This is a genomic window from Lysinibacillus sp. FW301-JW8 (assembly GCF_058788755.1).
The window spans coordinates 1-25,468 of sequence record NZ_JBYTBB010000073.1 but is presented as its reverse complement, the minus strand read 5'-3'; the positions used below and the strand labels follow the sequence as shown (position 1 = coordinate 25,468).

Below are 25,468 nucleotides of genomic sequence, written 5' to 3'. Positions count from 1 at the left end.
GGTTGTGGCGAAGTGGTTAACGCACCTGATTGTGGTTCAGGCATTCGTGGGTTCGATTCCCATCAGTCGCCCCATTTAACTTTAAATTAGAATAATACAAAATAGTAATTATGGCGGTTGTGGCGAAGTGGTTAACGCACCTGATTGTGGTTCAGGCATTCGTGGGTTCGATTCCCATCAGTCGCCCCATTTTTATATAATTATCTTTTGGGGTATAGCCAAGCGGTAAGGCAACGGATTTTGATTCCGTCATGCCCTGGTTCGAATCCAGGTACCCCAGCCATTTTTTGCGGAAGTAGTTCAGTGGTAGAACACCACCTTGCCAAGGTGGGGGTCGCGAGTTCGAACCTCGTCTTCCGCTCCATTTAACTATTTATGGCGGCATAGCCAAGTGGTAAGGCACAGGTCTGCAACACCTTTACCACCGGTTCAAATCCGGTTGCCGCCTCCATAATTTATTTTTCAATCGGATTATCCGGTTTTTTTTATCTATATTATGCCGGTGTGGCGGAATTGGCAGACGCGCACGACTCAAAATCGTGTTCCTTTGGAGTGTCGGTTCGACCCCGACCACCGGTATCAATATTTTAATTTACGTTACGATTAAAAAGTTAATAAAGCTCATGAACCTTGATATGATAGGGTTTATGAGCTTTTTGCATTTTATGGTAATGCAATAGAAAACGATAAGAATTGATTTTGTTTTACACAAGCTGTTATCCAAAAAGAGTTTTACGAAAGGTTGTAGAATTCTTTTAAATAATATGCTCTAAAGGGGGATGAAGATGGAATTTAAGGTTTATTTGATGTAGGAGTATAATATTGGGGAAAGTTCTGCAAAGGACTATGTAGGGCGTTTAACGGAATTATCAATAGGGTTTTATAATGGAAAAGATAAAATGACTACACTCTAAAAGAAGCTATTAAAAAAGAATTTCCCAATTTAAAAAAACATTATTTACTAACAAATAGGGCTTGCGTTTATGATTAATTTTCATATATGCAAGTCCTTTTGCTATGCTTCTTTAAGCTCACAAACAGCTCTGTAACACAATCAGAAAATCAGTGTAATTTCCACTATCAACACCACACAGGCTCTTACTACACTTCTGCAAGACCATATTCGTTTCAATATTTATTGTTTGAAGCATGAAACGAATCCCAAAAACGTATTGAATAAAGCTCATTTAAATAGAACCACGGGATCAATACATGGACGGCCATAAGGTGAATACAAGTTTTCGACTAATGGATAGATAAACGAAAAATCAATCGCAGCCTCTAGTTTTCGATTGCGTAAGAACCTATTGGTGTTGACATTTATACTGTACGCTGATTGTTAGTTAACAATCAACGTGCAGTTTTTGTATATGTATAGGTATAGGTTGATGGACTTGATTGGATGAAATGCATAAGCACAGGAATTACCATTTATTCCATTACGTTTATGTCATCATAAACGTAATGGAATAAATGGGGAAAATACGGTTATGTGGTAGAAAGAAGATGTTAAGAGTAAAGAGACTGTTAGGGCCTATGACTGTGTATAGTAGTAATCAAGAACAGTATTAAAGATTGTTCACACAGTAAAAGAGTAGGAAGTGGTAAAAGAGATGCGTGTAAAAAAATCAAAGTATCTTCTTTCCTACAAAGAAGAGGATGAATATCTGATTATTAATATTTATACGAATCAAATTTACGCACTAGATAAATTTAGTTCGTTTATTTGGGAAGAGTTAGATAGAACACCGATAATCTCTGATATTTCCAGATTAATAGCTAAAAGGACAAATGAAGATATTTTAATTATTCAAAAGGATTTAGATGGATTTATAAATTCGTTGTCAAAAGGAGGGTTAATTAAATTTGTATAATATTTTATATTTATACAAAGAATTAATATCTTTAGATTTCCAAATTCGGAGAAAAGGTTTTGATGAAGTCTTTAGAAGCTATATAAATAAATATACTATAGATGGTTCTAAAGAGACTTTAAATGAGGAGAATTCTGAAGAGATTTTGGAGTGGTTTATTCTTTTAGATCAAGTTTGCTGTTGGTATCCTAGAAAAGCAGATTGTATACACAAAACTTTAATTGGTTACAAGATACTTCAATCTAAGTATGGTTTACCAGTAAACATGGTAATAGGAATAAAAAAATTTCCTTTAGAGGCACATGCTTGGATTCAATATCACGGACACAATCTATTTAAAGAAATGGAAAACCTTGATTCATTGAGAGTAATTATAGATTCTAACTCGTATATAAAGGAAGTTGAACATAGTTGAATTGGTATGTATTTGAATTTATATATAATTCTGAATATAAAATAGATGATAATGAATATCTTAATGTCAATAGTAAATCAAAAGTAAATTATTTTAACACATCTTCACAGAACTTTGTTTTGAAAGCAGCATATGTTCAAAACACGACCCCATATGTGTTTTTTGAAAATAATGATGTATTAATAGTGGGAGACATTGTGATATACAATATTTTGAATCATGGTGTATATGAAAATGTTGATTGGAATGAACAGGAATTACTCACTAATTTAATTTCCCTTTATAACACTTTTGGTTCGGATTTTGTTAAGCGTTTAGATGGCGAATTTTCATTTGTTCTATTTGATAAAAAGAATTTTACATTAATGGCTTGTAGAGATACCCTGGGGGTAAAAAGGCTCTTTTATTTGAAAACCGACACAAAATTAGTAGTTGCGAGCGATATCTTTCTATTGAAAGGTTATTTAGATATACCTGAGTTGAATAGCGTTTACTTTCAAGAATATCTAAATGCAAATGGAATTGTTGATTCCTATTTAACGCCATATAAAGATATCTTGCGTTTACCGAGTGGAAATATGTTTGTTTTTGAAAATAAGGTAATTAACCTGATAAAGTATGTGAATTATGATGAATTATTTTCTGATAAATGGATGATGAAGGAGAAATCTATTAATCGGGAAGAGTTAATTGGGGAATTCGAAAGTATTTTGAACAAAGCAGTTTTGAGGAGAGTACATAAAAGCGAGCGTAATACAGTGTTATTAAGTGGTGGCTTAGATTCAACTACTATTTTTAATGTGTCAAAACGATTGGGGAAAAAATACGGTGATATTGATTCGGTAAGCATTGTTTTTGATGAATTAAAGGAATGCGATGAAAGTACATATATAACAGAATTATTAGAACAATATAATTCTAAAGGTACTTTTCTAAATTATGATTCAGTATTGATGTATGGAGATCTTCGTAATAATATATTACGTTTTGACGAACCCTATGCTACTGCTCCCACATGTGAATTTACTTCTCCTTTAATAGAGTCATGTGTGAACAATAATACCTATAGTATCCTAACAGGTTATGGTGGTGATCAACTTTTAACGAATCCACCGTATTTATTAAGAGATTACGTTAGAGAAGGAAAAATAAAGAGAATGTTTGGTGATTTAACTAAATATTGTATGTACACAAATATGTCTGCTTTTAAAGGATTACGTGAGTACATCATTCAGCCATATCCTATTAGTAGACCAACTAATAATAAAAGGAATCATGCTAGAAATTTATTACATCAAATGTTAAATGCAAAGGCCAATCATTACATGGATAGGGCGATAGGTGGCTTTTATGGTGCGGATATAAAACATCCTTTTTTAGATAGGGAGTTAATTTCTTTTATGATTAAAATCCCTAGTCATATTCTCTTTGATCCTTTCTACTCGAAGAAAATTTTAAGAGATTCTCAGAAAAATAAGTTACCTGACAGTATTCGACTGCGCATAAATAAAACATCACACATTGCTCATACATTAAAGAGTATAAGGAAAAATTGGGAATCAATTTATTCGAATGTAAAGACACCTCTAATTATCTCAAAGTTAGGTCTTTGTTCAGAAGAATTTTGGGAAGAAGCTTTATATAAGTGGAGAAATGGTTTGTTAACAGAAGAAGCTTTTTTATTACTGTTATCCATTGAAGTATGGCTTATGCAAGAAGAGTAATGAATCAATATTAATAAGGAGGCAGTTAGTGTAGGTATATTGTGCTATTTCTGAGGGTTACAGGGGGAAATAATCATGTTAATGACATATAGTAAACCAATGCTTTTAGATTGTGGAAATAGTTCAGAAGTTATTAAAGGTGAATGTGGTTGGGGTGCAGAACTGCCGTTTTTTGATAAAACAGGTGCTGTAAAAGGTACTTTTAGTAGACGTAAATATGAAATCTATGCATGTCCAGTTCCAGGAGGAGTGGCTGGAACGGGTACGTGCTATGTTTGTAAGCCTAAAACGGTTAGTTGTTCTTCAGAAGAAGATGGATGTTAACTGTAATGAATGTTCTGGTTTTTATTACACAAAAGCTGTAACAAAAATGTATAGTTAAGAACTGGTTTTGATAAAGAGTCATGTATGATGAATCGTAATGATTCTATAGCAGAAAATAAATTCAAAAACTAAATTTGCCCTATAGAAATAGCACAATACTCCTACAAAATATGTGAAATGAATATTTCCATATTTTTCTAACTGATAAATATAGTATGATACTAATTTTCGTGATTGTATGTTTGATTTTCTTTTTTTACAATTTAACTAAATTGAGAAACTACATTGATTTTCAACAGAGATTTATACAGATTGAGCAAATAAAAGTATTGGATAAGGAAAAAGCATATTTGATTTCGGATGAAAAAAACATTTTTGATAACTTATATATTTTGAATGCTATTTATCGTAGAATTTCAAAAAAGAAAGAAGTTATTTTAATAAAAGTGGTATTTGAAAACGATGACGAGATAAAAGTTGAACATTTGATGAAATTAAATCAATTGCAAATTGAAGAAATTCCAGTATTACTATATATGGGTGAAAAACATTATTGGGAAGATATCATGAAATTTTCTTCATACGGTAAGTCTCTTTGAAATGATATGAAATTTTGTGTGTATTTTACTAGTGAGTTGAAAGAAAAGGGGTTGACTGAACATCATTATTGTTAATCTGGTTGTCGCAATGATTTTTCTAAAAAATGGTTTCAATAAAGTTTTTAAAATTTATCATTATTATGTGGCGATAAATGAAAAAATAAAAATATCCCCGACATTTGTAAGCATTTTAGTGAGTTTAGATGTGATTGTAGGTATCTTTTTTTTAATTCAGTTTATGAATGTATACATATGTATGACCGCTGTAATGTTGCAATTGTTCAGTCTGTTTTTACTATTTAAACCTTCTAAAGGAGGAATAACACGTAACTGCGGTTGTTTTGAAAACATACCTATTAATATAAATATGAAAAATTTAGGATACAATTATGCAATATTCACATTAGTTTTCTTAATTTTTTTAGGAGAGATACTATGATTTATATTTTTTGTTATGGTTCTGCTTTAGTATTGATACTTTCAGGGATTTCTAAATTAATCTCACATTCAAATACAAAGCATTTTTTTTTAAAGTATATTGCTATCAATGATATTTCAATAACGTTTGTGGCATTGTTATTCCCATTATTTGAAATCGTAATAGGTGTTGGTTTGTTTATTTATGCTCACCCTATTCTTTATATTAGTGCCTTATTTTTAATCTTACTCTTTATCATTATTAACTCGTATGCGCTTATTAATAAAGTAGAAGAAGACTGTAAATGTTTCGGTAATTTAATTCCAACTAAGACAGGATTAGGTGGCTTAATACAAAGTGTATGCATGTTTTTCAGTATAGTGCCACTACTGTATTTTGATAAAAGTAATATGAATATACTTGACATTGGCAATGTATATTATCTCGTACCTGTTCTTTTATGGTTCTTCACTTTAATAATTATTAGAAGAAACGTAGAGGTGGTGTAACGATGGACACGGAAATCTATTATGCTTTCATCATCATTTCTTGTGTATTAATGCTTAGTATTTTGAACTCATTAAGAACTAGACGAGTGCATGTAGAAAAATGGGGGCCAATGGAAAAATCTGTTTTCCCGACGATTCCATTGAAGACCAAACAATTTGAATCTGTTAAAGTTCAAGATATTATGAATGAGTTTAATGTGCAGACTTTAGTATTTATTGATAGTCAGTGTTCTGCTTGTAAAGCAATATTAGCAAAACTCAATTTTTTAATTCCTCTTAAAAAAGAAGAGTATATTTTTATAGCAATGGATACGATTGAAAATCGGGATAACCTGAGCTATTTAGGGGATGAATATATTTATTTTATTGAAGAAGAAATTCTATCTAATCAGTTAAAAATAAGTGTTTTTCCAATGTATCTCGTTGTGAATACTAATAATTTTGTAGTAGAGAAGAAAGGAATCGCAAGTTTAGAAAATCTTTTGGATGTGAATAACTATGAAGTTGAGTGAATTAAAATTCTATGAGAAAGACCGACCTGTTAGAGACTTTTTCTATTCCCAGTTTTTTTATTTGAAAAATATTTGGAGAGAACAAAAGGGTATATTTCTTTTTTTAATTCTTTTAAGCGTAATAACTTCCATTATGTTACCTTTAGAAATTTTGCTACAGAAAAGGTTGATAGATCAACTAACGGTGATGCAGAAAATCCCAAATGAATTAGGATTTGCGTTAATTCTCCTTGTAGCAATAACGTTTCTTAGTCTATTTGGACAATTATCTGGAAAAATTCAAGGGTATCTCTTTCGGAAAATTTCTTTAAAAGTGAACTATTTATTTAAAGCGATGTTAAATAAAAAAGTAACTAGCGTTTCATTAGAAAACTTTGAGTCTAGCTTTTTTTACAATCAAGTTAATTTGGCAGCCAGAGCGTTGGAAGGAAACGGGTTAGGTACTACATATTCTTTTCTGCAGATCATTACAAGTGTATTTTCGTTATTTTCAGTTTTTGCGATTTTAACGGCTATTCATTGGACATTACCTTTAACTGTGCTTTTATCAACAATTCCAGGGGTTGTCATTGTTTTTTTTAGCAAATTTAAAAATTATAAAGTTGAAAAAAATGTTGCATTTAAAGAAAGAGAGCTTTCTTACACAGAATCTCTTTTTTTTGACAAAAGCTATTTAAAGGAAATTAAAGTGTATACTTTGAGTGATTATTTATTGGCAAAATGGAAAAAACTTTATTTTTATACGATGAACAAGAGAATTGAAGTGACAAAGTGGGAACTGAAAAATAGTGCAGTGGTAATACTATTTGTGGGGGTTATCAATACAGGTGTATCTGTATTCTTTGTTTATCAACTAGTAGAGAATGCTTTAACAATAGGGAGTTATGTGGCGCTAACTGCGGCGATAATTACTTTGCAGGGCATTTTTGGTCAAATTGGTGCACATATAGCTTCTATATTTGAAGCCGCTATTTATAACAATGCTTTAATCAAGTTGTTGAAAATAGAACATTTTGATGAAGAAAAGAGAGAAGAAATTAAATCTATTGAAACGATTGATATTAAAAATGGCACTTTCAACTATCCTTATTCTGATATTTCAGCTTTTTCAAAATTAAACTTTTCAATACGAAGAGGGGAAAAAATTTCGATTGTAGGTGGAAACGGTTCAGGGAAAACGACACTCGCCCATTGTTTAGTTGGATTATTCAATTTGACGGAAGGAACGATTTTAGTAAATGGAGAAAATATGAATGACATTGATAAATCTAGTTTACATAAACAAGTTGCTGTTGTTTTTCAAACATTCCCTAAATATATGTATTCATTAAGAGAAAATATTGGGTTTGGCAATGTAGATGATATGGAGAATGAGCAAAAAATATGGGATGTAATAAGACAAGTAGGATTGGGACATAAATTTTCAATCCATAATGTTGACTTAGATACTTATTTATCTAAAGAAATGGATGGCGGGATTGATTTATCTGGGGGAGAATGGCAAAAAATAGCTTTAGGACGAGCGCTAATGAAGGATGTTAGTTTGATTTTGTTGGATGAACCTACAGCGTCATTAGATCCTCATTCAGAATTAAAAACACTTGAATTATTCGATAGCATGACAGATGATAAAACAACGATTACGATTACACATAGAATCGGACCCACGAAATTATCGGATAAGATTATCGTAATGGATAAAGGGAAAATTGAAGAAATCGGTACTTTTGATGAATTGATAAATAATAAAGGATTATTTTATCGTATGCATCAAGCCCAATCTAAATGGTATGAGACAAAGGAGCATTTTCATGAAATCGTTGAAACTACATGAGACACAAAATATGAAAGAAATCCCATTAGTCGTAATGAAAAATGTGTCAAAGGAATTTCAGTCAAAGGATTTTATGGTACAAGCACTAGATACAATCAATTGTGAAATTTACCAAAATGAAATCGTAGCAATAATGGGTACGAGTGGTTCAGGGAAAAGTACATTACTTAATATTTTAGCTGCTTTAGACAAACCTACACATGGGGAATTAATTTTTCAAGGTTTACCGATGATTGAGCAATTTCAAGAGCCGATAGCATCGGAATTTAGAAAACGAAATATAGGCTTTATATTTCAAAATTTCAACTTGTTAGATGAATTGACGGTATCAGATAATGTGGCACTGCCATTAATTTTGCTAGATGAGGACTCTAAAAAAATTGCACAAAAGGTGAAAGATGTATTAACAAAATTGTCAATTAGTGATTTAGCTGTGAAGAAACCACATGAATTATCTGGTGGGCAAAAACAACGAGTGGCTATAGCAAGAGCGATTATTGCCAATCCGCTATTATTACTGGCAGATGAGCCAACAGGTGCACTAGATGTGAATACGACAAATGAAATTCTAACAACACTTGTTCAATTGAAAAATCTAACGAATCAAACAATTATATTGGTAACACATGATCCACATGTATCTACTTATGCTGATCGTGTACTATTCTTTCATAAAGGCAAATTAGTAGATAATTATATTAACCAAGAGAATAGCGATAATTTAACGATGATTTTTGACAAATTTAAAAACATACAGAGGAGCTATCTCAATGTATGATTTAAAGAATATTGCTTGGAAACTTTGTAGAGCTGCTAAAATACAAGTAATCATTGCCATACAAGTTGTAGCACTCGCTGTTTGTTTAATTGCAACAATGTTGGTCTATGTTGAAAATGCACGAACAGAAATGGAAGACAATATTCGTAACTTGTATGGGGATGTGGATATTTCTTCTGGTTATGACCTTTCTTCGAGTCAAGAGTCTAGTCAATGGATTACGAAAGAAAGTTTTAATCAGATTAAAAATTTAGAAGAAGTCGAGCTTTTGGAACCGATTTTACTACAATTTACATCTATAGATAAGATTGAAGGAGCTTATACATTAGGTGTTACGAATGGGCATTTAACAAAAGGATTTTACCATTTGGACGACATACCGAAAGATAATGAAGTTATTATTTCACATACTTTATCAGAAACTTTAAATAAATCTGTTGCAGATTCAATCGTGGTAAATGGTAAGCCGTTTCTTATAAAAGGAGTGCTATCTCCTAATGAATATGGAGAAGATGCACCTATTCTCTATATGGACATTGATTCTTTAAAAAGTGTAAGTAGTATTCCATCGGATGTAAAGGGCTTATTTGTCATGATTAAAACAACGGATGTGTGGCAGACAGCTACTGTATTACACCAACTTTTCCCAAATATACGTGTTGATATAACGAAAGAAACGGACTGGGTACAAGCAAATTTAAATTCCTTACTCGTTTTCATCATCATGTTAGTGGTTAGTATTATCATTATAAGTGGTCTATTATTGAAGTCCACTTTTTCATTATTATTTAGTCGTTTACAAGCCCAATTTTTCGTTTTAAGAACAATGGGAGCAACGACAGGGCAACTAAAAAAGATTGTCAATTATCAATCGACTATCATAATACTAATGGGTGTAGGGGCAGGCACAATCAGTAGCCTTTTGTTGCTAAAATTCATTGTCCCAACTTTGGTTGAGATGGTCGGCTTACCGCAAGCCCATTTTAACATTCCTGTTGTCTATTTTTCAGCAATTTTACTTGCTATTTATTTCTTACTCTACATGTTTGTGTTCATTCAAGTAGCGAGGATAACTAAAATATTACCTTTAGCAATGAAAAGAAATTATGAGTTTAAATCGTATCATTGGACGAAATGGAAGACCGTACTTACTTTTATAGTAGGTGTGATGTCATTACTCATTCTTGCACAAGGTATTATACAAAATGATGCAATTCAGTCGATTATTTTAATTTTTACTGGAAGTGTATGTATTACAGGTTGTCTATTCTTTTTATTCCCATATGTGATGGTATACACGTTGAACAAATGCTCTTCCTGGATTCATCGCTATTTAGGAAACAAAGCACACTATGTAAAAATTCAATTCATTCCTAATTTAAGTAACTATGTTCCTGTTGTTTGTATATTAGCGATTTTGATTATGATTATTACGTTTAATGGTACATTTTTGAAATCTATTGTACAATCCGAGGAAACAAGGATTGAAAAAACCTATCCGTATGAAGTAGCGATAGATAATCCTTATTTTGAGAATATTTCTTATAATGATATAGAGTTATTGCGGAAAAAAATCTCAATAAAAGAAATACAATTAGATAGTAAGGGTAGTTCTTTTCTCACTAATAATGGTGTTAATCTGAATTATTTTGCGAAAGATTTTGGTGGAGCAGATAGAGTTGAAATTACAGATGATGCAGCTGATAAGTATGGTTTAAAAACAGGAGATATTTTAGAAGGCTATTACTTTGACAGAAAGTCGAATGAAAAATCCATCCGTTTAAGAATTACTGGAATCGTTCCAACAGAAAACAAATATAAACACCTTTTTGTTGACTGGAATTCCCCTTTGATTAAAGATGTTGTAACCATTGATAAAATCCATTTAACTTTAGATAATGGTACAACATTAGAAGATCTCCAACAGGCGATTCGTGATTGGCCAACGTTAAAAATTGTGGAGCGAGCTGTTCTTTTAGAGCAAGCCTCAGAATGGTTTTATCAACGATGGGCAATGTTTATGATTGTATTGATTGCTTTAGTTGTAGCGAGTTGTACTGGTCTAGTGCAAACGATTGTTCATATTATCTTTAAAAGGAGAGACCAATACAATACACAACGTTTAATCGGGCTTTCCCAAAAAGAATTAAAACAGGTTATTTGGTCTGAAGTTCTCTTTATTGTCACTATCGGTTTACTACTTGGTTTAACATGTGGCATGTTTTTAACCAAGTTAATCATGCAAATTGATGCAGATGTGCCAATAGGATGGGATTTCTTGTTTATATTTAGCTCAGGTATAGGTACAGTGGTGGTTATTTTAGTATGTTGTCGTCTATATATTGCTCGATTTGTAAAACGGAGTGTTATTTAGAAATGTTCGTGTCAGATAACAGAATAATGTATATCTTAGTACATTCAAATTACACGCTTATTCAAGAGCTTTTAAAAAATATGTTCACAATGTATAGACCATCTTGGGCAATTGATACCGTTAACTTGCCGAGTGAGATTGTCATAAGGATAAATGCCAATAAAAAATATGATGTTGTGTTAATTGACACATCTTATAAGCATTTTATTCACTATATACCATATTTAAAAAATCTCGAAACAATGAAATGCCAAATTATTTTTATGACAGATGAAAATATTGGAGAGCTTCATTACTACACAAGTAATATTTCGAATTGTAAGGTAATAAATAAAAATATGACGATAGAACAATTAGTTCATACCATTGAAGGAGACTCAATAGAAATAGTTGACACAAGACGAGTCGGAGAATTGAATATGTTAGAAATGAATGTGCTCACGGAATTGGCAAAGGGGCACTCCATTCACTATCTCTGCAACTCGCAAAAATTCACAAATATAGACATAGAGCAAGTGATTCGGAATATTAATGCATATTTTGGAACAACCCATTATTTAGAAGCAGTATATAAAGCATATACGGAAAAACTTATTTAAGGGAACGTTAAGTGGTACTTTTTACGCTTACGTTCTTTTTTTGAACGTTTATGTAAAGGAGAAGAATAAAGATGGGCGTTTAGCTATATAAATATCCTTTTTAGGTTATTTTTAACTATTCAGTTGTTATATGTTTTATACTGGTTATCAAGGAGGTGATGATATGGAATTTACTACAAAAGAGGAAAGGCTAGTAGATTATTTTGAACATAGAAGACCGTTAACACAGTTAGATAAAATTAAATTAGTGTATGGATTTCGTGTTGTTACAAGCGAGTTGAAAAAATTTTTGGTTATTTACGCTATAGCTATAGCGTTCGGTTTATTTTGGAAAATGTTATTGGTTCAAATTGGATTTCTACTGGTGCGTCAAGTAGCATATGGTGCGCATTGTTCATCATTTAGAACGTGTCTTGTTGTTAGTAGCATTTCATTTACGTTCATCACATGGCTAGCTGCAGCATTGTCTATCACTTCACTCGTTGTTTGGGGAGCGTTTTTGCTAGGAGCTGTCATCTTGTTGTTTATTGGTCCAGTGAGTTCTAAAAAAACAAAAGTACGAGGTGAAGCTCATCGAACATTCTTGTTTAAAAAATTGTATAGCAGACTTATTGTGTTGGGCGGACTGCTCGTTATTTTTCCAACATCTATAAGCATATTTTTCGTAGCAGGCGCTTTACATGCAATCGTTTTAGTTATCATTGCAAAATTAGGAGGATATCATTGATGAAATTCATTATCGAAAAAGTAGTTGAAAACTTGTGTGATTTACTTATTGAACTAGCCGAATTTGGCTCTATGTATATGTGTTGGAATTTTGTAGGTGAAGAAGAGCTACCACAAGAATTAAAGTCAGATGAATTTTGAAAAATTACCATAAATCATCTATAATGGAATTTAAATATATATAAATTAAGAGGATTATGTAATTTTATGTGGAGCATACAATCTTTAATTTTGTCCATTTGTCAGTGTTCAGTGTTCAGCTTTTTACCATTATATCTTAGTAAGACTAGGATAACCAAACAATTGTTTTTAAAAACTTTCTTATTTATTGTAGTACTAGCAATTGTGTTATTTGCTTTTATAGGTATTTATGCTATAGGATATATCATATTGACTACAAGTCTCCTTATTTATCAACAAACAAAGCGATGGCGGAATATCACCCACGTGCTGTTTACTATTGTTTTAGTTGTTATGGCAGACCATTTTTCTTCGCTTGTCGTGTATCATTTATCGAATGGCATGGAGGCTATCATCACTTCTCCATTGGTACAACTCATTGTTTCGATGAGTATCTTATTTATTTTGGTGCTTGTCTACAAAAGGTTATTTCGTTATTTTGCAGGATGGTATGTGTTTGAGCAATATATTATACCTGCAATGATTCCTCTGCTACTTATGACGATTGTCTTTATGTATACCGATATTGTGTTGATGGATGGTCTATCATTCGTCAAAAGTGTCCAACATAATTTATTCTTTTTTGCGATTTATTTGATGCTCTTTATCATTATTATTGGTTTCTTTGTTTACTTAGCTATTAAGAATATACATATTAAACAAAAGGAAATGGAATTGGAAGAATTTAATTCATATGTGGCGTCGCTTGAAGAAATTAATCGAGATATGCGTAAATTTAAACATGATTATATGAATATTTTAACATCAATGCGTAATTTTATAGATTCTAAAAATTACTCAGAACTAGAAACCTATTTTTATCGACATATTTTACAAACTGAAAAGAATGAGCAAGTGCATGAAATGGCTTTCTCCATGCTTAACTGTTTAAATATAGCCAGTTTAAAAGGACTTTTAACAACAAAACTTATCCAAGCGCAGACATTTCACGTACCAATGCACGTTGAGATTGTTGAAGATATCGACAGAATAACATTGGATGAGATTCAATTAAATCGCATGTGTGGCATACTATTGGATAATGCACTTGAAGCCAGTAAGAATGCTACAGAGCCTTGGATTCGATTAGCCCTTATTCGAATGGATGGTGTTGTATTAATTGCATGTATGAATACATTTTCATCCAATCAAAGTCATGAGTTAAAAGTGCATGAAATTTTTAAAGAAGGCTTCTCGACAAAAGGACAGGAGCGAGGCTTGGGTTTATCTATTTTACGTCAAATGGTGGATGCTTCTCCAAAACTTCGATTGAATACAAAAATAAATGGCAATCTATTTATACAAGAGTTGTATATTGATGAGGGGGGGTGCAATTATGAAAGTGATTATTTGTGAAGATAATGTTGTTCAATTAGAATATATCAAAAAAACGATTGAAAACTACGCCATGATGGAGGGGAATGGGATTGAAATTATACTCACAACCACAAACCCTAATGAGGTCATTGCTTATGAAAAAGCAGATTGTTATTTTTTGGATATCGATTTGAACCATGAAATGACAGGGCTTATGTTAGGTGATATGATTCGTAAACGTGACCCATTGTGCAATATTATTTTTGTCACAACTCATGCCGAAATGACCTATTTAACGTTTATATATAAAATTGCTGCGTTAGATTTTATTATTAAGGATCACACAGGTATGTTACAGCAAAAAGTATTAGCAACACTAAAAGTCGCATATGAAAAGTATCTTCAAATAGGTCAACAACAAGCACCTTCACAGATTCAAATTAGAGCCAATGGTTACACAAGAAATATTGCTATACAGGATATTTATTTTTTTGCAGCATCCCCCACATTACATAAAATTATTTTACATTTGGAAAATGAGCATATTGAGTTTTATGGTCGCTTAAAGGATTTTAAGGAAGCACATGCATCAATGTATCAATGTCATAAGGCTTTTATTGTGAATCGACAAAACATTGAATTTGTAGATCATAAGGAACGAGTTGTATATTTCAAAAATGGCGAAATTTGCTTTGCCTCTGCACGACTTATAAAGGGTTTAAAATAGCTTGAGTTGAATGGATATGGTGAGGATGCAAATAAACCTACAAGAAAAGGTTAAGCTGACGAACTTCTGAATGTACGGGTCTATAACTGCAACACATAGAAATGTGTATATCACCAAATTGTGAGGTTAGCTGTGGGTGAGTAAAACTAGCTAATATGAAAAGCCATGATACGTTACAGGCGTATGAGAGTTAACAGGCTTAGAGGAAGCACCTAAGTTCATTCTATAATAGATATAATTCAACGTTGTAAGCTGATAACGTGGAGGACTTACTTCTAATGAAACGTTGGCGAGGAAAACATCAATGAAACTAGTTGTTGTATAACTTGCTTTAATATCAGTGAAAGTGGTGGCATAGTACCAATGAAATGTTTAATCCACATGGAGGGATAGCCACTAGACTAATAAAAATAGATTAATTAAAGCCCTCTCAAGGGAGAAGGGCTTGAGTTCTATATTGTTTTATCAAACTAGAGAAATGGCTTTAATAATTAAAGTTTTTCTTCCCATATCCAAATTGGCTTCTGAAGAATGATGGATGTAAGATTACGGTTGATTCTTTTTGAATTCACCGTCATCTCATTGCTAAGAACAATTACTGTTACATCCTCGTCATTTAGCCGTGTAACATAATGACGGAAACCACTTGGATATCCTCCTGAATGCCCGACTGCTTTTTTCCCCAGAACATCTTGAGTATACCATCCATATCCATATTGATACGGAAATTTTTTAGCATGGGTCATACTCATTAGTTCAGATGTTTCTTTGCTTACCAACACATTATCACGCAGGGCCCTGTCAAACAGTTCTAAATCTTCAACTGTAGAGATGATATCCCCAGCTGCATACGCTGCAGAATTATGCATTAAAGGTCCGGGTTTCCCTTCTACATGTCCTTCCGCTTTTGGTATACCAGCCGCAACCGTAAACATAGAATTAAACATGCTGCTTGGCTCAAAAATATGCTCTTCTATATAATTGGCATATGGTTGTCCGCTGACTTTTTCAATAATAAGTCCTAACATCACATAACCAGTATTACTATAACTAAAGCTTTTACCTGGGGTAAACTCTAATTCAGAATCGCTAACGGTATTTACAATATCATTTGGATTCCATTCTTTGCTGTAGTCAAATTCGAAATTTGCCTTTAGATAATCCGGAATTCCTGAGCTATGACTTAGTAGATGGCTTATTGTAATAGTCTCTCCATTCGGAAAATCAGGAAAGTATTGCGAAATTGGATCATCTAAGTTTAAAAGTTCCTTTTCTACTAGTTGCATGACTGCTACTGCAGTGAATGTTTTGGATAATGAAGCAATCTGATAGAGCGTGCTTGGGCTATTTGGTAAATCAGTGGCTGCCAATCCGAAACCTTTTGTATATAAAACTTCACCTTCCTTTGCAATGAGGACGGTTCCCTGAAATTTTTCATTTGTCAAATATTGATCGATTTTTTCAGAAACGCTTCCAGATAAATCACTATGGTTGTTACGTCCAAATAATAGCAAACCTACTATAGATACGATTACAATAACAAGAATCGTAATAGAGAAAAATTTAAAGAATTTTTTCATAATATACCTCTCAATCTATTTCATAATAGCTTATTAAACACCTCCTATTATAAGACGAAATCTGACATAAAACACGGAATAAATGGAAATATTACCAGTTTACTTATGATCCTAAATTCATTTTTAGAGTTACTAAATAGATCTGTACTAATTAAATGTTCATTTCCCTTTAGCGGGGACAGATACGACACAATATCGTGTTCTTTTGAAATATCGATTCGCCCCCGATACGGGTATCAAAAATGTTATAACTTATTTTTTAGCGTTGAAACTATTATCATGTGGAACGAATAACATAGCTGCCTTATAATAGAGAAAAATAAGTTTAGTGCTTAAAATTTGTAAGAGTTATCAAAGTTAGCCAAATGCAAATGCCCCTATAAAATAATTAATATTGGAGTGTTATTAGATGTCAATATGGGTACAGATTTTGTTATTTGCTATACCAGGCATTACGATATATTATGGTGTATTTTATGGTACTCCAAAACTAGTCAGGAAAGGTGTTCCTTTAATTTATTCCTTCTGGTTTTGGTTGTGGATTCCAGCTTTGCTGTTATTACCTTTATCCATAGGTTTGTACATAGTTTTTGAAGATGGAACGTTAACTATGGAAGCAATTAATCAACGATTCCGTTTAAATCCAATAGGCAGAGATGATTGGCTATGGATTGTCCTGGCGGTTATATTAACTATAGTCTTTGACCAAATTTTAGAACCCATAGGAAAAGTATTAGCAAAGTATAAACTATTAGCACCACCTAGCTATTTACCTGAACCGTTTAATCCCTTAAAAAAATTCAATATTCCCCCAAAGGAGTTTTTTGGTGTTTCATTAAAAGGTAACTGGAAACTACTAATGATTTTTATGCCTATTCACATAATTGCAATGTTTAGTGAGGAAATGATGTGGAGAGGTTATCTTTTACCGATACAAGAAACAATGTTTGGCGATATGGCTTGGATATTAAACGGGTTGCTATGGGCTTGGGTGTTACATATAGCATTAAAATGGCATGTTATTGGAATGATTCCTAGTATGCTGATAGCCCCTTTAATTGCGCAATATACTCAATCTACATGGGCATCATTTGCAGTTCATGCCATTGGAAATGCACCTTTGTGGATTATACTTTTAATTGGGATAATAAATACAACAGAAACATCAAATCAAAAGTAAGGGTAGTATTTCTTCATTAAAAGGAATATTCTCACATTCATTTTCGATTACCGAAAAAATTTAAATATGCCAAACGATATTAAAAACAGGTGTTTCAAAAATGGGAAATCTTTTATATAAAAGGATTTTCACTTCTTTTCTAAGCTATAAAATGACTAAATACGTAGATCACTGGTATCAACTTTAATGAATAATGCTAATAAAGCAATGATTCCTATTAATATTGGAATCATTCTTTTTTGCTTATTAACTGAGAAAAATCATCCAATTAAATATTCTTTTTTAAACAAAGATGGTAGAAAAAAAATTAGTGTTTAATGATTTATCGAAGATTAAAAAATTAGGATTTTTAGACCGTTTACAAGTGAATAACCACAACGTATATATAGGACTATTTAGGGAGTACTTACATCTAAAATATACTGAATACTATTTATACCATTTTAATTCACAGTGTATACAATAACTTAATAGACAATTTGTTTCAATAATTTAAACTTTCTTATAATATAGTCTTAATTTAATAGAACTATTTGTGGTATGATTGAACTAAATCATGTTTAATTAAAGGGGTAATATGAAATGAAAAAAGTATTGTATTCATTATTCTTTGCTTTGATTTTGTCTATTTTTTCATTCAATGCATTTGAAGCGAAAGCATCAGACAAATTATCAAATCGTGCAGAGGCGATTGTTGAAATTGGAAAATTACTTGGTTTAGATGGCACACAAAGAGATACACAATTCAATGATGTTCCGAAAAGTCACAATGCGAGTGGTTATATACAGTCGGCTGTTGACAAAGGGATTATAACTGGATATCCAGATGGCACTTTCAAGCCTTCACAAGAATTAACTAGAGCTCATGTTGCTATTTTTATTTCAAGAGCATTCGGATCAAAGTTACCTACAGGAAATGAGGCATTCAAAGATGTAAAGAAAGGTGATAGTGCCTATAGTGCGATTCAACAATTAGTGGCGGCAGGAATTACGGCTGGTTATCCAGATGGCACGTTTAAACCTAATGATAAATTAACACAAGCTCATTTAAAAACATTTATCAGTAGAACAGACAGCTATTTAAAGACAGGTAAAAAACCTACGACAAATAATACAAGCAAGGGAAATGGTACTTTAAAAGGTACAGTTATTTGGAAATATAACGATTTTATTGGTAATAAAGGAGATACTGGTGCTGTAATTTATTTATTCCCTACGAATGCAACATATCCAAATTATACAAAGCAACAATTATTTGATTGGATTGATAGAAAAAATGAGTTAAAGGATGTATATAGAACTTTAGTTGATACAAATGGTAATTATACTTTTAATAATCTACCTGCTGGTAAATATATTGCGGTTATTTCATCTAAAAATGCACATAGAGCCCTTTTAGAAACTTTAAATTCGCACAATCAATTGAAAACTTTATTTGGTGATTTTAATTATTCAATTTTTGAAGCAAATGCTATGACAATTTTTAAGCATCAAATTAGAGAAATTGAAATAAGTGATAAATCAACAGTTGATTTTAGTGCTGATTTTGGATACTCAGCATGGTAATGATTAAACAATTTAAGCATTAAGCGATAATAAAAGGATTACAGCGTAAGTTTTTGCCGTAATCCTTTTTACTTTTATTTGAAGATCATAGTATCATACTACTATTTTGGTATGAAACGCCTTACCTTTTTTTCGACTTTTTGCATCCTCATCTAAAAATAATTTAATTCGATTTAAGACCCTTATTTGAATTAATCTATCACGTTTTACAAATGAGTTCAATGTTGGTGAAGTATCTTTCGGCAAATAAATCCGACTTAAATTATTTTGTTAAATAATTATTGAAATTGAATCAGAATTCCTTTATATTAAAAGAGACTAAATGGTATCTTTTTGGAGGCTGAAATGAAAAAAGGTGAAATAACAAGGCATAATATTATTCGAAAATCAGCTATGATGTTTAATAAAAAAGGGTATATGACAACAACAATGAATGACATAATTCAGGAAACGAATATTCAAAAAGGGGGGATATATCGACACTTTAAGGATAAGGAACAACTTATGGTAGAATCTTTTCGTTACTCCATTGAAATAATGCAAAACCATCTAAAGGAAAGTGTTTCACAGCACAACAATGCAAGCGACAAATTAATTGCATTTATAGAGGAATTTTTACAATTAAGTGAAGGAAAACCAATAGTAGGGGGATGCCCAATTTATAACGCAGCGATAGAAATGGATGATTTGGAAGGGAATGCGTTACTGCCACATATTAATGAAGCGATAGATATGATGATAATATGGTTGATGAAAATTATAGAGGATGGGATGAAGCGACAGGAGTTGAAACAGTCAATACAGCCATATGACACTGCGCTTTACCTTGTGTCAATACTTGAAGGCGGACTTGTATTAGATCGATTAAAGAAAGATAGTCAAATAACGAAAATCATTATAAATAATACAAGGCAATACATTTCAATGATTGCTACTGAGCGGCAGTAAAGCCGTCTTTTTTAAAAAATAAAAGAGACTGAAAGGTATCTTTTTGAGGAGGTGTTATGATGAAGTATTTTATATGTGTTGCTATTATAGTAGCTATTATGTTTTTAAGGAGCTATATAATTTTGCGTATTTTTACACCTAAAATAAAAGAGGATAAAAAATATCCGAATTCGACTTATGAAAACATTGATATAGAACTGGATACTGGATCAATTCGGGGATGGCTTATTAATAGTGAGCAGGCAAGAGGTTGTTTTCTATTAATACATGGATGGGGCTCTAATAAATCAGACATGTTACGATATGTCGATCCTCTATTAGCCAGCGGTTATGACGTGATTATTGTGGATGTTCTTGGTCATGGGCAAAGTGCAGCAATACAGAAACAAGTGAGTATCGCATCATTTGTCCAAAGTATAACGGCAACGATTAATTATGTAGAAGGAAGACCGGATATTAATAGTAATGCAATCTATGTTTTAGGACATTCAATGGGAGGGATAGCTGCAAGTATTGTCAATGCCACAGATTTAAGGCTACAGGCTCTTATTACTGATTCGATGCCTACTTCATTAAAAAGTATTAGCCAATCAATGGCTGAAAAGGTGAAAATCCCCTATATCCCCTTTGGTTGGTTATTTGTTAGTTGGTTTTTATTACGAGGAGGCGTTTTTTTAAAGGCTAGAAAAGAATGGTGCCTAGAGAAAATATTAAAAAATCAACAGTCTCCAGCTCTAGCCATACATTCAATTCATGATAAAAAAGTGTCGATTTCTAACGTGGATGTCCTAATAAATGATAGCAATTTTAAACAAGTAATTAAAGTTACAACAAAGGGTCACCATCATTGTGTAAAAGATAAATCTTTTTGGGATAATATTTTTCATTTTATAGCAAGCCATAAGGAGGAAATAGTAGATGAAACATATTGATACACTTGTAATTGGTGCAGGTCCAGGAGGATATGTAGCCGCTATTCGCGCAACTCAAATGGGGCAAAAAGTAACAATTGTAGAAAGAGAGTATATAGGGGGAGTTTGTTCAAATGTTGGGTGTATTCCATCAAAAGTGCTGATTTCAGTAGGTCATCGTTTTGAGAAGGCAAAGCATTCGGAGGATATGGGAGTTGTTGCCCATGAAGTAAAACTTGACTGGGAGAAAGTACAAGAATTCAAGAATGGCATAGTCTCTAAATTAGTAGGAGGTGTTGAAAGTCTATTAAAAGGTAACAAAATCGATATCGTGTATGGAGAGGCTTACTTTGTAGATGCAAACACTGTACGAGTAAACAATGGAGGCAACGTACAAACTTACACTTTCAAAAATGCAATCCTTGCAACAGGTTCTCGCCCGGTTGAAATTCCAACACTTAAATTCACTAAACGTGTAATTAATTCAACAGGTGCACTTTCTTTACCAGAGGTACCAGAAAAACTAGTTGTTATTGGTGGTGGATATATTGGTATGGAGCTGGGCTCTGCTTACGCTAACTTAGGCTCTCAAGTAACAATCATTGAAGGCAGCAAAGATATTTTATCTGGTTTCGAAAAGCAAATGACACAAGTCGTAAAAAAAAGTTTAAAGAAAAAAGGCGTAGAAGTTGTAGTTGGCGCATCGGCTAGAGGTATTGAAGAAAATGAAAATGGCGTAGTTGTAACGTACGAGGTGGGCGGAGAAGAAAAAACAGTTGAGGCTAGCTATGCATTAGTCACTGTAGGTCGTCGTCCAAATACAGATAATTTAGGTCTTGAGTCACTTAAGATTGAATTCTCAGAACGGGGTTTATTAAAAGTAGATAAACAAGGTCGAACTTCCATGCCAAATATTTATGCTATTGGTGATATCGTATCCGGTCCACAACTTGCACATAAAGCATCATATGAAGGTAAAGTAGCTGCAGAAGCCATCGCTGGTGAAAATTCAATTGTAGATTACTTGGTAATTCCAGCTGTATGTTTCACAGATCCTGAATTGGCAACTGTTGGCTACAATGAGGAACAAGCAAAATCAGCAGGTATTGAGGTGAAAGTAGCGAAGCTTCCTTTTGCTGTAAACGGTCGAGCACTTGCATTAAATCAACCTGAAGGCTTTGTGAAGCTCGTTGCTCGGAAAGAGGATGATTTATTAATCGGTGCTCAAATCGTAGGTGCTGGGGCATCCGATATGATTGCTGAAATGAGTTTAGCAATTGAGGGGGGAATGACTGCAAAAGATCTCGCATTAACAATTCATGCGCACCCAACATTAGGTGAGATTATAATGGAAGCCGCTGAATTCATTATGGGGCAGCCCATTCATGTTGTAAAAGTATAGTGGTGACTATACTTATGCAATTACAATGCCCCTTATGTAAATATTATAAAAGATCATGGGTTGTGAGGTAGAATAGAAGGAAGTACGTGGCGTATTGAAGTAAAACTGTCAGAGGGTGTCACATATCAGACAGGCGATCGTTTAGGCATCTTTCTGCGAAATCGACAGGCGTTTGTGAGCAACCGAAGGAATATGTGGAACATGTGATGGGGCAGACTGAAGGTGCACAGGAGCTCATTAAAATACTAGCTCAAGATGTGCATTTCTATATATGTGGAGATGGTGGTAAAATGGCTCCAGATGTTGAATGCACATTGTTAATGGCATACCTGGCAATCCATGATGTAATGAGTCTGTAGCGAGCTAGTCTTAAAGAACAAGATCGTTACGCAATGGATGTATGGGCAGGTAGACCAATAGCTGCTGATAGTAAAAGATGAGAGGTAAAAATATGAACAGACATTTTTTTATTGCTGTTCCACTTCCGTTACCTATTAAAAATGCTCTTAATGAGAAATGTGAAACCATAAAAACAAGTATGCATTTTAAACGGTGGGTTCATCTGGAGGATTATCACATTACATTAGCTTTTTTAGGGAATGCGGATATGGATCAATTACAACTGGTATTGAAGGAGATAAAGGAAAGCCTAATGAAGGTTCCTCCATTCGAGTTAAGCATTCAAGGATTGAATACTTTCGGAAGAAAAGAATATCCAAGAATTTTATGGGCTAGTATTTATGAATCTCAGCCATTAAATAATGTGAGGGACATTGTATACAAGGAATGTATAAAGGCAGGATTTGATTTAGATAAAAAACCTTTTGTCCCACATATAACAGTAGCAAGAAAATGGGATGAAACACATGGTAAAATGCCTTTTGATGTAGTGATGAGTGAAGAAATGGAGCTTCCAACGTTTTTAGTAGAAGAAGTGGTGCTATATGAAACAAAATTTGAAGAAATTCCAAAATATCATCAAAAGGCTGTAATTCGTTTAGAGGAATTGTCTAAGTAATAAATTATCAATACCCATAGCTCATAACCTTAATTTAGGGTTTATGAGCTTTTTTAATATTTAGTTCACCCTCCGTTCATTTAAGAATTTTAAGCTTAGAGTATTAAAAAGAACGGAGGCATTTAATATGAATCTTGCTTGGAAAGAAATTAAGAAAAATAAAGGAAGGTTTTTAATATTAGGCTCAATTGTTTTTCTTGTTAGTTTATTAACTTTTATTATTTCTGGTTTGGCCAATGGATTATCACAAGATAATGCCGCTTTAATTAAAGATTTACCACAGGGGCAATTTTATTTAAGTAAGGACGCGGATCAAACATATAATCTTTCAAAGATTGATCGTAGCACTCAAAATGAAATATTGAGCAATGAAAAGAATGCAGTAGCTTTCTCGATACAAATGGGCTTTTTAAATGATATGGACAATAAGCAGCAGAGCGTTGCATTTACTACTGCAACTGCTTCAACGCTATTTGCAAATGTGAAACATGAGGAAGTTATTTTAGATAGTTCTTTAAAAGAAAAAGGAATTAAAGTAGGAGATACATTAACAAATAATCAATTTAGTGGAAAGTTTATAGTTAAAGGATTCGTAGAGCAAAAAAAATATAGTCATGCGCCAGTCGCTTATATAAATAAAAAAGATTATCAAGAAATATATCGTGTTGATGAAATGCAGCTGATTTTTGTACCAAATAGAGATTCTTCAAAAGAATTTGCTGGGTTACAATCATTTTCAAATAAAGAATTTCTTCAGACAATCCCAAGCTATAATGCGGAGCAAATGTCTTTAAATATGATTGTATGGTTTTTAATAGTCATTAGCGGAATGCTGTTTGCTATCTTTTTCTATATGATGAATGTCCAAAAAATTGGCTTATACGGAATTTTAAAGGCCATTGGTTTGAAAACAAGCAAACTATTCAAAATGATATGGGCACAGATGGCCATCATTACAGTTATTTCTCTCGTTTTATCTGTAGGCTTAAGTCAGGCATTTAATTTAATTACCCCAAAAGGAATGCCGTTTGTTTTAACAATCGCAACTACCGTTCAATTATCGATTGTGTTTTTAATTATTGGCTTTATCGGTGCTACAATTTCAGGAATGCAAATAAAAAAAATTGAACCATTACAAGCGATACAGCAAGGAGAGGCTTAATATGACTTTATTTAAAATCAATGGAATTAGAAAAACATTTACAAATGGAGAGATAGAGGAAGAGATTCTTAAGGGAATAAATCTTTCTCTAAAAGATGGAGAAGTAACAGCAATGGTTGGTGCGTCTGGATCTGGTAAGAGTACTCTTCTAACAATAGCTGCTGGACTTCAGCCTACATCAGATGGGCAAGTTATCTTTGAGGGGAAAAATATGTCCATCATGAGCTCTGAAGAGGTTCGAAAAGTACGAGCAAGTAAATTTGGATTTGTCTTTCAGTTTGCACATCTTGTACCTTTTCTTACAGTTGAGGAGCAGCTACTATTAATGTTAGATGTTTCTGAATCAAAATTAAAGAAGCAGGAACAAAAAAATGAAGTTAGTCGAATACTTGAACTAGTAGGGATGGACCATCGAAAAATGGCTTATCCTTCATCATTGTCAGGAGGTGAGAAGCAACGTGTTGCTATTGCCCGGGCAATCATTCATAAACCAAGAGTCCTGTTTGCAGATGAACCAACTGCAAGTTTAGATTCACAGAAATCAAAAGAGGTCATGTTACTTATTAGAGATTTGACTAAAACATTAAATATTACTACTTTAATGGTGACACACGATGAAGAAATGCTAGCTTATACGGATCGTATTATTAAAATGAGTGACGGTGTTATTTTGCAAGATGTTATTTAGATAAAATGCTACAACCATGTTTTAATGGTTCATGTTGTTGAAATACTATTATGTCAATGACATCAAGGTGACAAATTAAAAAGTATAGCCCTTTTTCAAAACG

Annotated in this window: 26 protein-coding genes, 5 tRNA genes and 1 pseudogene; 30 read left to right on the top strand and 2 right to left on the bottom strand. The window is 32.8% G+C overall.

The genetic code is table 11. The features are described 5' to 3' along the window. Nucleotides 1-113 precede the first annotated feature (113 nt). The 5 genes from AC3WOM_RS22610 (at nt 114) to AC3WOM_RS22590 (ending at nt 579) form a co-directional block, all read left to right on the top strand. Nucleotides 114-189: transfer RNA gene (locus tag AC3WOM_RS22610), tRNA-His, on the top strand. A gap of 19 nt (nt 190-208) precedes the next feature. After that, nucleotides 209-283 (top strand) — tRNA-Gln (locus AC3WOM_RS22605). A 6-nt stretch (nt 284-289) separates the two neighbouring features. Next, nucleotides 290-364: transfer RNA gene (locus tag AC3WOM_RS22600), tRNA-Gly, on the top strand. Between the two features lie 13 nt (nt 365-377). Continuing rightward, nucleotides 378-451, top strand: a tRNA-Cys gene (locus tag AC3WOM_RS22595). Between the two features lie 47 nt (nt 452-498). Further along, nucleotides 499-579: transfer RNA gene (locus tag AC3WOM_RS22590), tRNA-Leu, on the top strand. 539 nt (nt 580-1,118) lie between these two features. Here the strand turns inward: AC3WOM_RS22590 and AC3WOM_RS22585 are convergent. Beyond that, a pseudogene (locus tag AC3WOM_RS22585) lies at nt 1,119-1,291 on the bottom strand (transposase); the annotation flags it as partial. A gap of 322 nt (nt 1,292-1,613) precedes the next feature. On the opposite strand from AC3WOM_RS22585, the gene AC3WOM_RS22580 reads away from it, so the two are divergent. The 16 genes from AC3WOM_RS22580 (at nt 1,614) to AC3WOM_RS22505 (ending at nt 14,910) form a co-directional block, all read left to right on the top strand. After that, the gene (locus AC3WOM_RS22580; RefSeq protein WP_492448425.1) at nt 1,614-1,874 is read left to right on the top strand and encodes a PqqD family protein; all 261 of its coding nucleotides are present in this window, start codon (nt 1,614-1,616) and stop codon (nt 1,872-1,874) included. Further along, entirely contained in the window at nt 1,867-2,289 is a 423-nt protein-coding gene (locus AC3WOM_RS22575) for a lasso peptide biosynthesis B2 protein (protein WP_492448424.1), read from the top strand. Before AC3WOM_RS22580 ends, AC3WOM_RS22575 begins: the two co-directional genes overlap by 8 nt. Then, nucleotides 2,286-4,013, top strand: coding sequence for an asparagine synthase-related protein (locus AC3WOM_RS22570; protein ID WP_492448423.1), 1,728 nt, complete (start codon nt 2,286-2,288; stop codon nt 4,011-4,013). Before AC3WOM_RS22575 ends, AC3WOM_RS22570 begins: the two co-directional genes overlap by 4 nt. 75 nt (nt 4,014-4,088) lie before the next feature. Next, nucleotides 4,089-4,337 (top strand): hypothetical protein, encoded by a 249-nt coding sequence (locus AC3WOM_RS22565; protein ID WP_492448422.1) that lies wholly within the window; start codon nt 4,089-4,091, stop codon nt 4,335-4,337. Between the two features lie 329 nt (nt 4,338-4,666). Then, nucleotides 4,667-4,936 carry a hypothetical protein gene (locus AC3WOM_RS22560; RefSeq protein WP_492448421.1) on the top strand — a complete coding sequence of 90 codons (270 nt, stop codon included), beginning with the start codon at nt 4,667-4,669 and terminating at the stop codon, nt 4,934-4,936. Nucleotides 4,937-4,991: 55 nt separating this feature from the next. Continuing rightward, complete coding sequence (locus AC3WOM_RS22555) at nt 4,992-5,375, top strand: MauE/DoxX family redox-associated membrane protein (RefSeq protein ID WP_492448428.1); 384 nt, start codon at nt 4,992-4,994, stop codon at nt 5,373-5,375. After that, nucleotides 5,372-5,863 (top strand): MauE/DoxX family redox-associated membrane protein, encoded by a 492-nt coding sequence (locus AC3WOM_RS22550; RefSeq protein ID WP_492448420.1) that lies wholly within the window; start codon nt 5,372-5,374, stop codon nt 5,861-5,863. The genes AC3WOM_RS22555 and AC3WOM_RS22550 overlap by 4 nt, the downstream gene beginning before the upstream one ends. 2 nt (nt 5,864-5,865) lie before the next feature. Beyond that, complete coding sequence (locus AC3WOM_RS22545; RefSeq protein ID WP_492448419.1) at nt 5,866-6,375, top strand: hypothetical protein; 510 nt, start codon at nt 5,866-5,868, stop codon at nt 6,373-6,375. Then, nucleotides 6,362-8,209, top strand: coding sequence for an ABC transporter ATP-binding protein (locus AC3WOM_RS22540; RefSeq protein WP_492448418.1), 1,848 nt, complete (start codon nt 6,362-6,364; stop codon nt 8,207-8,209). The genes AC3WOM_RS22545 and AC3WOM_RS22540 overlap by 14 nt, the downstream gene beginning before the upstream one ends. A 10-nt stretch (nt 8,210-8,219) precedes the next feature. Beyond that, complete coding sequence (locus AC3WOM_RS22535) at nt 8,220-8,987, top strand: ABC transporter ATP-binding protein (protein WP_492448427.1); 768 nt, start codon at nt 8,220-8,222, stop codon at nt 8,985-8,987. Further along, complete coding sequence (locus tag AC3WOM_RS22530) at nt 8,980-11,361, top strand: ABC transporter permease (RefSeq protein ID WP_492448417.1); 2,382 nt, start codon at nt 8,980-8,982, stop codon at nt 11,359-11,361. The genes AC3WOM_RS22535 and AC3WOM_RS22530 overlap by 8 nt, the downstream gene beginning before the upstream one ends. A gap of 2 nt (nt 11,362-11,363) precedes the next feature. Further along, nucleotides 11,364-11,960, top strand: coding sequence for a hypothetical protein (locus AC3WOM_RS22525; RefSeq protein WP_492448416.1), 597 nt, complete (start codon nt 11,364-11,366; stop codon nt 11,958-11,960). A gap of 163 nt (nt 11,961-12,123) precedes the next feature. Beyond that, on the top strand, nt 12,124-12,687 hold the full coding sequence (locus AC3WOM_RS22520) for an accessory gene regulator ArgB-like protein (RefSeq protein ID WP_492448415.1): 564 nt from the start codon (nt 12,124-12,126) through the stop codon (nt 12,685-12,687). After that, nucleotides 12,687-12,827, top strand: a complete 141-nt coding sequence (locus AC3WOM_RS22515; protein ID WP_492448426.1) for an AgrD family cyclic lactone autoinducer peptide — start codon at nt 12,687-12,689, stop codon at nt 12,825-12,827. Before AC3WOM_RS22520 ends, AC3WOM_RS22515 begins: the two co-directional genes overlap by 1 nt. Nucleotides 12,828-13,076: 249 nt before the next feature. Beyond that, complete coding sequence (locus AC3WOM_RS22510) at nt 13,077-14,222, top strand: sensor histidine kinase (protein ID WP_492448414.1); 1,146 nt, start codon at nt 13,077-13,079, stop codon at nt 14,220-14,222. Then, nucleotides 14,203-14,910, top strand: a complete 708-nt coding sequence (locus AC3WOM_RS22505; protein ID WP_492448413.1) for a LytR/AlgR family response regulator transcription factor — start codon at nt 14,203-14,205, stop codon at nt 14,908-14,910. Before AC3WOM_RS22510 ends, AC3WOM_RS22505 begins: the two co-directional genes overlap by 20 nt. Before the next feature lie 491 nt (nt 14,911-15,401). Here the strand turns inward: AC3WOM_RS22505 and AC3WOM_RS22500 are convergent, their stop codons facing one another. Next, nucleotides 15,402-16,490 (bottom strand): serine hydrolase domain-containing protein, encoded by a 1,089-nt coding sequence (locus tag AC3WOM_RS22500; protein WP_492448411.1) that lies wholly within the window; start codon nt 16,488-16,490, stop codon nt 15,402-15,404. A gap of 409 nt (nt 16,491-16,899) precedes the next feature. Here AC3WOM_RS22500 and AC3WOM_RS22495 point away from each other — a divergent pair, with 409 nt between their 5' ends. The 9 genes from AC3WOM_RS22495 to AC3WOM_RS22455 all read left to right on the top strand — a co-directional run bounded on the left by AC3WOM_RS22495 (nt 16,900) and on the right by AC3WOM_RS22455 (nt 25,365). Continuing rightward, nucleotides 16,900-17,670 (top strand): CPBP family glutamic-type intramembrane protease, encoded by a 771-nt coding sequence (locus AC3WOM_RS22495; protein ID WP_492448410.1) that lies wholly within the window; start codon nt 16,900-16,902, stop codon nt 17,668-17,670. A 582-nt stretch (nt 17,671-18,252) separates the two neighbouring features. Further along, nucleotides 18,253-19,236: an S-layer homology domain-containing protein gene (locus AC3WOM_RS22490; RefSeq protein WP_427547008.1), complete on the top strand. Its 984-nt coding sequence runs from the start codon at nt 18,253-18,255 to the stop codon at nt 19,234-19,236. Nucleotides 19,237-19,581: 345 nt separating this feature from the next. Continuing rightward, nucleotides 19,582-20,184: a TetR/AcrR family transcriptional regulator gene (locus AC3WOM_RS22485; RefSeq protein WP_492448409.1), complete on the top strand. Its 603-nt coding sequence runs from the start codon at nt 19,582-19,584 to the stop codon at nt 20,182-20,184. 59 nt (nt 20,185-20,243) lie between these two features. Next, nucleotides 20,244-21,116, top strand: a complete 873-nt coding sequence (locus tag AC3WOM_RS22480; RefSeq protein WP_492448408.1) for an alpha/beta hydrolase — start codon at nt 20,244-20,246, stop codon at nt 21,114-21,116. After that, the gene (gene lpdA, locus AC3WOM_RS22475; RefSeq protein WP_492448407.1) at nt 21,103-22,497 is read left to right on the top strand and encodes a dihydrolipoyl dehydrogenase; all 1,395 of its coding nucleotides are present in this window, start codon (nt 21,103-21,105) and stop codon (nt 22,495-22,497) included. Before AC3WOM_RS22480 ends, lpdA begins: the two co-directional genes overlap by 14 nt. Before the next feature lie 206 nt (nt 22,498-22,703). After that, a complete protein-coding gene (locus AC3WOM_RS22470; protein ID WP_492448406.1) occupies nt 22,704-22,856 on the top strand; it encodes a hypothetical protein in 153 nt (50 codons plus the stop codon). A 92-nt stretch (nt 22,857-22,948) separates the two neighbouring features. After that, complete coding sequence (gene thpR, locus AC3WOM_RS22465) at nt 22,949-23,515, top strand: RNA 2',3'-cyclic phosphodiesterase (RefSeq protein WP_427546994.1); 567 nt, start codon at nt 22,949-22,951, stop codon at nt 23,513-23,515. Nucleotides 23,516-23,642: 127 nt separating this feature from the next. After that, nucleotides 23,643-24,677: an ABC transporter permease gene (locus AC3WOM_RS22460; RefSeq protein WP_427546991.1), complete on the top strand. Its 1,035-nt coding sequence runs from the start codon at nt 23,643-23,645 to the stop codon at nt 24,675-24,677. 1 nt (nt 24,678) lies between these two features. Further along, nucleotides 24,679-25,365: an ABC transporter ATP-binding protein gene (locus AC3WOM_RS22455; RefSeq protein ID WP_427546988.1), complete on the top strand. Its 687-nt coding sequence runs from the start codon at nt 24,679-24,681 to the stop codon at nt 25,363-25,365. Nucleotides 25,366-25,468 lie beyond the last annotated feature (103 nt).

Excerpts from the sequence above, each read along its gene's own strand:
- AC3WOM_RS22580 (WP_492448425.1), top strand. The coding sequence starts at position 1,614 with ATGCGTGTAAAAAAATCAAAGTATCTTCTTTCCTACAAAGAAGAGGAT.
- AC3WOM_RS22565 (WP_492448422.1), top strand. The coding sequence starts at position 4,089 with ATGTTAATGACATATAGTAAACCAATGCTTTTAGATTGTGGAAATAGT.
- AC3WOM_RS22550 (WP_492448420.1), top strand. The coding sequence starts at position 5,372 with ATGATTTATATTTTTTGTTATGGTTCTGCTTTAGTATTGATACTTTCA.
- AC3WOM_RS22545 (WP_492448419.1), top strand. The coding sequence starts at position 5,866 with ATGGACACGGAAATCTATTATGCTTTCATCATCATTTCTTGTGTATTA.
- AC3WOM_RS22540 (WP_492448418.1), top strand. The coding sequence starts at position 6,362 with ATGAAGTTGAGTGAATTAAAATTCTATGAGAAAGACCGACCTGTTAGA.
- AC3WOM_RS22535 (WP_492448427.1), top strand. The coding sequence starts at position 8,220 with ATGAAAGAAATCCCATTAGTCGTAATGAAAAATGTGTCAAAGGAATTT.
- AC3WOM_RS22530 (WP_492448417.1), top strand. The coding sequence starts at position 8,980 with ATGTATGATTTAAAGAATATTGCTTGGAAACTTTGTAGAGCTGCTAAA.
- AC3WOM_RS22525 (WP_492448416.1), top strand. The coding sequence starts at position 11,364 with ATGTTCGTGTCAGATAACAGAATAATGTATATCTTAGTACATTCAAAT.
- AC3WOM_RS22520 (WP_492448415.1), top strand. The coding sequence starts at position 12,124 with ATGGAATTTACTACAAAAGAGGAAAGGCTAGTAGATTATTTTGAACAT.
- AC3WOM_RS22515 (WP_492448426.1), top strand. The coding sequence starts at position 12,687 with ATGAAATTCATTATCGAAAAAGTAGTTGAAAACTTGTGTGATTTACTT.
- AC3WOM_RS22505 (WP_492448413.1), top strand. The coding sequence starts at position 14,203 with ATGAAAGTGATTATTTGTGAAGATAATGTTGTTCAATTAGAATATATC.
- AC3WOM_RS22500 (WP_492448411.1), bottom strand. The coding sequence starts at position 16,490 with ATGAAAAAATTCTTTAAATTTTTCTCTATTACGATTCTTGTTATTGTA.
- AC3WOM_RS22495 (WP_492448410.1), top strand. The coding sequence starts at position 16,900 with ATGTCAATATGGGTACAGATTTTGTTATTTGCTATACCAGGCATTACG.
- AC3WOM_RS22490 (WP_427547008.1), top strand. The coding sequence starts at position 18,253 with ATGAAAAAAGTATTGTATTCATTATTCTTTGCTTTGATTTTGTCTATT.
- AC3WOM_RS22485 (WP_492448409.1), top strand. The coding sequence starts at position 19,582 with ATGAAAAAAGGTGAAATAACAAGGCATAATATTATTCGAAAATCAGCT.
- AC3WOM_RS22480 (WP_492448408.1), top strand. The coding sequence starts at position 20,244 with ATGAAGTATTTTATATGTGTTGCTATTATAGTAGCTATTATGTTTTTA.
- lpdA (WP_492448407.1), top strand. The coding sequence starts at position 21,103 with ATGAAACATATTGATACACTTGTAATTGGTGCAGGTCCAGGAGGATAT.
- AC3WOM_RS22470 (WP_492448406.1), top strand. The coding sequence starts at position 22,704 with ATGGGGCAGACTGAAGGTGCACAGGAGCTCATTAAAATACTAGCTCAA.
- thpR (WP_427546994.1), top strand. The coding sequence starts at position 22,949 with ATGAACAGACATTTTTTTATTGCTGTTCCACTTCCGTTACCTATTAAA.
- AC3WOM_RS22460 (WP_427546991.1), top strand. The coding sequence starts at position 23,643 with ATGAATCTTGCTTGGAAAGAAATTAAGAAAAATAAAGGAAGGTTTTTA.
- AC3WOM_RS22455 (WP_427546988.1), top strand. The coding sequence starts at position 24,679 with ATGACTTTATTTAAAATCAATGGAATTAGAAAAACATTTACAAATGGA.